Annotated in this window: 5 protein-coding genes; 3 read left to right on the top strand and 2 right to left on the bottom strand. The window is 72.5% G+C overall.

What is annotated here, in order from left to right:
* The first annotated feature begins 45 nt into the window (after positions 1-45).
* Positions 46-609 (top strand): YceI family protein, encoded by a 564-nt coding sequence (locus JHN45_RS50245; protein WP_234469633.1) that lies wholly within the window; start codon positions 46-48, stop codon positions 607-609.
* Here JHN45_RS50245 and JHN45_RS50240 read toward each other — a convergent pair.
* On the bottom strand, positions 587-2,206 hold the full coding sequence (locus JHN45_RS50240; RefSeq protein WP_200716634.1) for an amidohydrolase: 1,620 nt from the start codon (positions 2,204-2,206) through the stop codon (positions 587-589). The genes JHN45_RS50245 and JHN45_RS50240 overlap by 23 nt on opposite strands.
* 216 nt (positions 2,207-2,422) lie before the next feature.
* Here JHN45_RS50240 and JHN45_RS50235 point away from each other — a divergent pair, with 216 nt between their 5' ends.
* Together JHN45_RS50235 and JHN45_RS50230 are read left to right on the top strand one after the other, a co-directional pair.
* Positions 2,423-5,362 (top strand): LuxR family transcriptional regulator, encoded by a 2,940-nt coding sequence (locus JHN45_RS50235; RefSeq protein ID WP_201056147.1) that lies wholly within the window; start codon positions 2,423-2,425, stop codon positions 5,360-5,362.
* Positions 5,363-5,504: 142 nt separating this feature from the next.
* Positions 5,505-7,127 (top strand): protease pro-enzyme activation domain-containing protein, encoded by a 1,623-nt coding sequence (locus JHN45_RS50230; RefSeq protein WP_201056145.1) that lies wholly within the window; start codon positions 5,505-5,507, stop codon positions 7,125-7,127.
* 76 nt (positions 7,128-7,203) lie between these two features.
* On the opposite strand, the gene paaE is transcribed toward JHN45_RS50230, so the two are convergent.
* A partial coding sequence (gene paaE / locus JHN45_RS50225; protein WP_201056144.1) for a 1,2-phenylacetyl-CoA epoxidase subunit PaaE occupies positions 7,204-8,292 on the bottom strand: 1,089 nt, incomplete at its 5' end.

The raw sequence follows: 8,292 nt of genomic DNA, 5'->3' as shown, positions 1-8,292 counted from the left end.
CACTCTCCGGTCAGCGCCGCCCCACCGGCGTTCACCGCCTCCGGCCTGCCCGATCCCGCCCTGGCGGCGCTGACCGGAGAGTGGATGATCGACCCCGCGCACAGCCGGATCGGCTTCTCCGTCCGGCACGCCATGGTGACGACCGTGCGCGGGTCCTTCGCCGAATACAAAAGCCGGCTCTACTTCGACGGCCGCAACCCGGCCCGTTCACAGGCCGAGATCGTGGTGTCCACCGGCAGTGTCGACACCGGTGTGGAACAGCGCGACGCCCACTTGGTCGGCCGCGACTTCCTGGACTCCGCGACCTATCCGCGTATGCGTTTCGCCAGTAACGCCGTGCAAATGGCCGGCAACGATGTCTACCGGATGCTCGGAGACCTCACCATCAAGGACGCCACCCGTCCCGTCGTCCTGGAACTCACCTACATCGGACATGTCACCGACCCGTTCGGCGTCGAACGGGTCGGCTTCGACGGCACCACCACCATCGACCGTTCCGACTGGGGACTGACCTACAACTCCCGGCTGGCCGAGGGCGGTGCGATGGTGAGCGAGAAGGTACGGCTCCAGTTCGACATCGCCGCGATCAGGACGATGCCGACCGGGTGACGAGACCGCCGCCCACGAACGTGTGCAGCGGGTTCAGGTCGCGCAGGGCGTCGCTCGGGCAGCGGGCGGGGTCCTGCTCCCAGACGGTGAGATCCGCCAGGCGGCCCGGGCTCAGCGTGCCCCGCAGATTCTGGTCGCCCAGCAGCAGCGCCGCGTTGGCGGTGTGCAGGGTGAGCGCCTCGTCGTAGGTGATGGCGTGCTCGGGGCCCTTGGGGCCGATGACGGTCTGGCGGGTGATCATGCCGTAGACCGAGCGCATCGCGCCGAACTGGCCGACGGGGAAGTCCGATCCGGCGCTGACCTGCGCGCCGAGGTCGATCCAGCCGCGGGCGGGGAAGAGGCGGGCGACGCGCTCCGGGCCCCAGAAGCCCTCCTCGACCTCGGCGGTGTCGTGCAGCAGCGGCTGCTGGATGGTGACGGGGATGCCCAACTCGACGGCGCGGGCCCGCTGTTCGGGACCGGCCAGGCCGCCGTGCTCCATGACCAGCGTGCCGGCGGGCAGTCCGGGGTTGCGGGCGAGGACCCGCTCGTAGACGTCCAGGAGGGTGCGCACCGCGCGGTCGCCGTAGGCGTGGGTGCCGACCCGCCAGCCGCGCCTGACCACGGCCTCGACGGCCTCCACCAGGCGGTCGGGCTCCCAGGTCAGCGTCCCGGAGAAGGCGTGGTCACAGGCGTACGGCTCCTCGGTCGCCCCGGCCTCCAGGCCGCCGTCGAGCCCGAACTTCACGCCCCACACCCGCAGCCACGGGTCGGAGTCGTCGCGCCACTTCTCCATGGCGTCGAGCAGATCCTCCACCTGGGCCGCGCTGGTCATGCCGAGCGCCGAGATCAGGGCGCGCACCCGGATGCCGAGCGCCCCCGCCTCGCGGGCGGCCAGCAGCACCGCGTAGTCCTCCAGGCCGACCGCACAGTCCCGCACGGTGCCGATGCCGGTGGCGGCGTACTGGGCGGTGGCCAGTCGCAGCCCGTCGATCCGCCGGGCCCGGTCCGGGGCCGGAACCAGGCGCTCCACCAGGCCCATGGCGTTGTCGATCAGCCGCCCGTCGAGCCGGCCGTCGGCGTCGCGGCCGATGACACCGCCCGGCGGTACGGGGGTGTCCTCGGTGATGCCCGCCAGGCGCAGCGCGTAGCTGTTGACGATGTCGTTGTGGCCGCCGCGCTTGACCAGCACGGGGTGCCGGTCGGTGGCCAGGTCGAGTTCGGCGGCGGTGGGCATACGGCGCTCGGCGAGGTTGAGTTCCTGCCAGTTGGTGGTGGTGCGGATCCACTCGCCCTCGGGAGTCGTCTTCGCCCGCTCCCGGATCAGCTCCAGGAACTCGGGGATGTCGTGGGCCTCGTGGACCGGGACGTCGTGCGCGCCGAGCGCCGCGTAGATCAGGTGGGTGTGGGTGTCGTCGAAGGCGGGCAGCACGGTGGCGCCGGGCAGGTCGTGCACGGTGGTGTGCGGGCGCAGCAGGTGGTCGAGTCCGTCGGGGTCGGGCGAGAGGGCCGTGATGCGGTCGCCGCGCACGGCCAGCGCCCGCTGCGGGGCCTGGCCGGGGACCAGCGTGTGGATCGCCCCGGCCCGGATCACCAGATCGGCTCCGTGATCAGTCATCGTTCTCTCCCACTTCCTCGGTACATCCGCTGACCAGGCCGTTGTACGGGCGATCAGCGGCTTCACGCACATATGGCGGGCACTGATGCAGGAAGTACGCCATCACAGCCGTCAGAAATGGAGATCATGCGCCAATTCCCCGGCAGGTCTCGTCCGCCGCTCCCGATCGTCATTGACAAGGCGATTCCGTAACGGTTGTCATGAACACATGCCGAGATGCCCGGAGATCCGCCGCACGCACCGACCCGCCCGCCCCGCCGTGGCGCGGAAGTGCGGTCGTTGACCGGGCACCGCGAGCTGATCGGCACCGCCCGCACCGAGTTGACGGACCGTCAGGGAGTGCTGCTCCACGGTCCGACGGGGATCGGCAAGTCCGTGCTCGTGGCCGCCCTGGTGGCGTCCTCGGACGCCCATGTGCAGCCGTCCGGAACGGTGTTGCACTGCTCCCCCGCCGAGGAGGACGCCCGGCTGCCGTTCGCCGGTCTCGTCGACCTGTTCGCACGGGTGCCGGAGAGCTGCCTGAGCGCCCTGGCGCCCGAACCCCGATCGGCGCTGCGGGCCGCCCTGTTGCGCGGCGAGGTACCGGACGGCGACCGTGGGCGGCTCGCCGTCCGGGTCGCCGTTCTCGACGTGCTGCGCACCCTCGCCGCCACAGGCCCGGTGCTGCTGGTCCTCGACGGCCTCCAGTGGCTCGACGAACAGACCGCAGAGGTGCTCGCCTTCGTCGTACGCCGTGTCGAGGGCCTCGACGTGAGGGTGGTGGCCGCCGAGCGGGTGGCGGGCGGCGAGCAGCCCGAACGGCCGCGCTGCTGCCCGCCCGACACCGTCGAACTGCCCGTGCCACCGCTGACGGACGACGAGGTGGCACGGCTGCTGCCCGCCGACCTGCCACCGGCGGTGCTGCGGGCCGTGCAGGACACGGTTGCCGGAAACCCTTGGTACGCCCTGGAGTTGGGGCGGGCGGCCCCGCGCGACACGGCGGCCGTCGGCCTCGGCCGGACCCTGCCCGTACCGCACCGGCTGCGCACCCTGCTGCTGGAGCGGGTGCACACCCTGCCGGAGCGCACACGGCACACGCTCCTCGTCATGAGCGCTGCCGCCCGCCCCACCCTCACGCTGCTGCGCGCCGCCGGGTTCGACGATCCGGCCGCGGACCTGGCGGAGACCGAACGGCTCGGGGTCGCCACGGCCGACGCCCACGGGACCGTCCGCTTCCGGCATCCGCTGCTCCGGGCCGCCGTATATGCGGACGCTCCGGAGTACGGCCGCCGGGAGGCGCACGCCCTGCTGGCCCGCGCCGTCACCGAACCCGTGGAGCAGGCCCGGCACCTCGCGCTCGCCCACCCCTACGAGGACGAGACCACCGCCCGCACGCTGCTGGCCGCCGCCGAGTCCGCCCGCCGCGACGGCGACCCCGACGCTGCCTTCGAACTGGCCGAGCTCGCGGCCCTGCGCACTCCGGCCGACCGCCCGGCCGAGCACGCCGACCGGCTGCTGGCGGCGGCCGAATACGCCTGTGACGCCGGGCAGTTGGAGGAGGCCGGGCAGGCGGCCGAGACCGTCCTCGCCGGTTCGGGCTCGGCCCGGCAGCGGGTGCGGGCGCGACTGGTCCTGCTGCGCAATGCCGGCCAGGCCCTGCACGGCACGCACGCGCTGATCGAGGAAGGTCTCCGGGACGCGGCCGGTGACCCGGAGGCGGAGGCGTGGCTGCACCACTGGGCGGCCGTACGGGGCCTACTGTGCGGGGAGTTGGCGCAGGCGGCCCTGCATGCCCGGCGCGCCGCCCGCCAAGCCGCCGTGGCCGGTGACACCGACACCCGGATCGGGGCGCTCGCCACCCTCGCCAGGGTGCGCTCACTCGGCGGTGAACCGGTCGCCGCCGACGCCGCGCTGGCGGAGGCGCTCGCGCTGACCGGCGGCGCGGGCGCCGGACCGGAGAGCTGGGGGCTGATCCGGATGCGGGCGATCCTCGCCCTGGACTCCGACAAGGTCACCGAGGCCCAGCGGCGGGTGACCGAACTCCTCGCGGAGATCGGGGAGTTCGCCGGGGTCGAGGAGTTCATGGCGACCCTGGTCGCGCTGACCCGTATCCAAGTACGCGCCGGGAACTGCCGGGAGGCACTGCGCACCGCCGCCCGCTGCACCCGCGCCGTCGCCGAGACCGGCGTACAGGCCGCTCCGGCGTTGTACGCGGCGGCGCTCGCGGCGACCGCCGGCGGCAGCGCGGACGAGGCACGGGAGTTGGCCGGGCAGGCGGTGCGTGCGTCGGAGGCGGACGGCGACCGGCTGTTCCTGCTGCGGGCGCTGGCGGTGCTGGGCCAGGCCGAGTTGCTGGCAGGCGATCCGCGCGGGGCCGCCGCCGCGGTCGAGGCGCTGCAGCGCGTCAAGGAACTCGGCGAGGCGATGTCGGCCGCCGACCCGCCCCTGCTGCACTGGTACAGCGACCTGGCCGAGGCCCTGGTCGTCCTGGGCGAGACGGACGCGGCCGGGGCGGTGCTCGACGAGGCCCGCGCACGCGTGTCCGGCGACGCGCCCGGCAGCGTACTGGCGGCCCTGGAACGCGCGGAGGGCCTGCGCGAGGCGGGGCTCGGCCGGGCGAAGGAGGGGGCGGTACGGCTACGCACGGCCGTGGACCGGCTGCGTCAACTCCCTTTGCCCGTAGACCTGGTACGCACTCTCATCTCGCTCGGCGCGGTCGAGCGCAGGGCCCGCCACCGCAACGCGGCCCGTACCGCGCTCGGCGAGGCGCTGGAGACCGCGACCCGTATCGGAGCCGCTCCCCTGGCGGCGCGGGCGGGCGACGAACTGGCCCGTCTTGAGGCCGGCGACCGGGACGGCGAGGGGCGACCCGAACTCACGCCCACGGAGGCGCGGGTGGCCGAACTCGTCGGCGGCGGGGCCACCAACCGGGAGGTCGCCGCCGAGCTGTTCATCAGCGTCAAGACGGTCGAGGGCACCCTGTCCCGGGTCTACCGCAAGGTCGGCGTCCGCTCGCGCACCGCGCTCGCCCATGCCATGGCGGTCGCCGTCATCGCGTCCGGAGCGGCGACCGTGAGCGTCGGCGACGACGACCAACAGCAGCCCACCACACAGGCGGTGACGATCAGTCAGCCCGGCCGGCTGCGGACTCCCCGCACCCTCGACACTCGCCGCTGACCTGTCATCCGCGGTTCATGTGACACCCGCAGTTAACACGTGACGCAAGGGTTCCCCCGCTTATGCGGGTGGGGTCGATGTTCCTACGGTGAAACCAGTTCCGCTTCCGGGACAGCACCCCCCCACTCCTCGGAGGACTTCCGTGACGTCACGTCTGAAGCTGGTCGGCCTCGTCGCCGTACCGGCCCTGCTCGCCGCCGCCGTCCCCAGCGCCTACGCCGCAGTCCAGCCGCACTCAACTCGCGCCGCCGTCGCGGGAGATGTCCTCAAGGGCCTGAACCACGACGCGTCCCGCACCGGCGCCGTCGCCGCCGGCAAGCGCATATCGGTGGCCATCAGCCTGACGCCCAGAAACGACAAGGCGCTGGACACGTTCGTCGCCAACGTCAGCAATCCGCGGTCGAGTTCGTACGGCCACTATCTGACGAAGGCGCAGTTCGCGGCCCGGTTCGGCCGGACCGACGCCGAGGTCAAGCAGGTCAAGGACTTCCTCCGCGCCCAGGGTCTGACCGTCGGCAAGGTCCACTCGGGGAACCTGCTGGTCGACGCCAGCGGCACCGCCGCCCAGCTGGAGAAGGCCTTCGGCACCAAGTTGTCGACGTGGAAGGACGCCAAGTCGGGCCGCGCGTTCTACGCCAACGAGACCGCGCCGACCCTGCCGACCGGCATCGCCGACCTCGTCAGCGACGTCACCGGCCTCAACAACCGCGCCCAGCTGCACCACCAGGGTTCCGCCAAGGTCAACCCGCACAACGGTCCCGGCGGCGGCTACACCCCGGCCCAGATCAAGGGCGGCTACAACGTCTCCGGCACGTACACCGGCAGCGGCCAGAAGATCGCGCTACTGGAGTTCGACGGCTTCCAGCAGTCCAACATCACCAAGTACGACACCAACTACAGCCTCGGCTCCCCCACTCCGACCGTGTCGAAGGTCGACGGCGGCTCCGGCGCGCTCGGTGACGGCCAGGTCGAGGTCGAGCTCGACATCGAGGTGCTGCACGCGATCGCCCCGAAGGCGAACGTCACCGTCTTCGAGGGTCCGAACTCCGACGCCGGCGAGGTCGACACCTACCAGGCCATCGTCGACAGCGGCATCCCGACCACCTCGATCAGCTGGGGTGCCTCCGAGAGCCAGCGCACCACCTCCAACATCAACGCCGTGGACGCCGTCTTCAAGGCGGGCGCCGCCGAGGGCCTCGGCTTCTACGCGGCCTCCGGCGACGACGGCTCGGACGACGCGGGCGACGGCACCACCACCGTCGACTACCCGGCCGCCGACCCGTACGTCACCGGCGTCGGCGGTACGACGCTGACCGTGACCTCCGCCAACGCGTGGAGCAAGGAGACGGCCTGGTCGGGCGGTGGCGGCGGCAAGTCCTCCGTCTTCAAGATCCCGAGCTGGCAGACCGCGGTGCAGAAGACCGCGGGCGGCGGCTACCGCCAGGTGCCCGACGTGTCGGCGCTCGCGAACCCGAGCCCCGGTGTCTCGATCTACTCGCAGGGCAGCTGGGGCACGGTCGGCGGCACCAGCGCCGCCGCGCCCGAGTGGGCGGCCTTCGGCGCGCTCTACAACCAGCAGGCCGCGGCGGCCGGCAAGGCCAACCTCGGCTTCGCCAACCCCGCGCTCTACACGGCGAAGGGCACCGGCTTCCACGACATCACCAGCGGCAGCAACGGCGCCTACTCCGCCGCCAGCGGCTGGGACTTCACCACCGGCTGGGGTTCCTACAACGCCGCGACCCTGGCGGCCAAGCTCCTCGGCTGACCGCCGGTAGCCGAACGAGTTGACCGAAGAGCGGGCCGGGATCCCTCCCGGCCCGCTCTTCACGTCCGTGGAGGTGTCAGCTGTCGTAGTCGACGGCGAGGGTGTCGGACACCGGGAAGGTCTGGCAGGTGAGGACGTAGCCGGCGTCGACCTCGGCGGGTTCGAGGGCGTAGTTGCGCCGCATGTCCGCCGTGCCGTCGGTGACCAGCGCCCGGCAGGTGCCGCAGACGCCGCCCTTGCAGGCGAAGGGCAGGTCGGGCCGGGTCTTCTGGGCACCGTCGAGGATCGAACTGTCCTTGGGCAGCGCGGAGTTGGTGGTACGCCCGTCGAGCGTGACGCTCACCTGACTGACGGGGCCGTCGTAGACCTTGTCGATGTGTTCGTTGGTCCGGACGGGCTCGTCGTCGGCGTAGAACAGCTCCTGGTGGACACGGTCGGCGGGGACGCCGAGTCCGGCGAGAACCTGCTGCGCGTCGCGGACCATGCCGTGCGGGCCGCACAGCCACCAGTGGTCGGCGGTCTCCACGTCCACGAGGGCGTCGACGAGCGTGGTGAGCCGGTCGGCGTCGAGGCGGCCGGAGAGGATCTCCGCCTCGCGCGGTTCGCGGGACAGGATGTGCGCGAGCTGGAACCGGCCGGGGTGCAGATCCTTCAGGTCGGCGAGGTCGTCGGCGAACATCACGGTGTCGGAGCGCCGGTTGCCGTAGAAGAGCGTGACGCGGGAGCGGGTGTCGGCGGCAAGGACGGATTCCGCGATGGACAGCATCGGGGTGATTCCGGAGCCTGCGGCGATCAGGACGTGGTGGCCGGGGCGGGTGAGGTCGGGGGTGAAGGCGCCGGTGGGGGCCATCACCTCGACGGTGTCGCCGGGGCGTACCTCGTCGACCAGCCAGGAGGAGAACAGACCGCCGGGGACGACCCGTACGCCGATGCGCGGGCGCGCCCCCGCCGGGGAGCAGATGGAGTACGAACGGCGCTCGTCGCGTCCTTCCACCTCGCGCCGGAGCGTGAGCGACTGACCGGGCCGGTACGCGAACTCCTCAGCGAGGTGCTCGGGGATGTCGAAGCTGATGGCGGCGGCGTCCTCGCAGAGCGGCTCGACGGCGGCGACCCGCAGCGTGTGGAAGGCCGGACGGCGACGCGCCGGGCGGGCGGGGGTGGTGGG

It is taken from the genome of Streptomyces sp. MBT53 (assembly GCF_016654115.1).
Lineage (GTDB): Bacteria > Actinomycetota > Actinomycetes > Streptomycetales > Streptomycetaceae > Streptomyces.
Note: the sequence above shows the minus strand (reverse complement) of the source record. Positions and strands in the feature narration are given on the sequence as shown.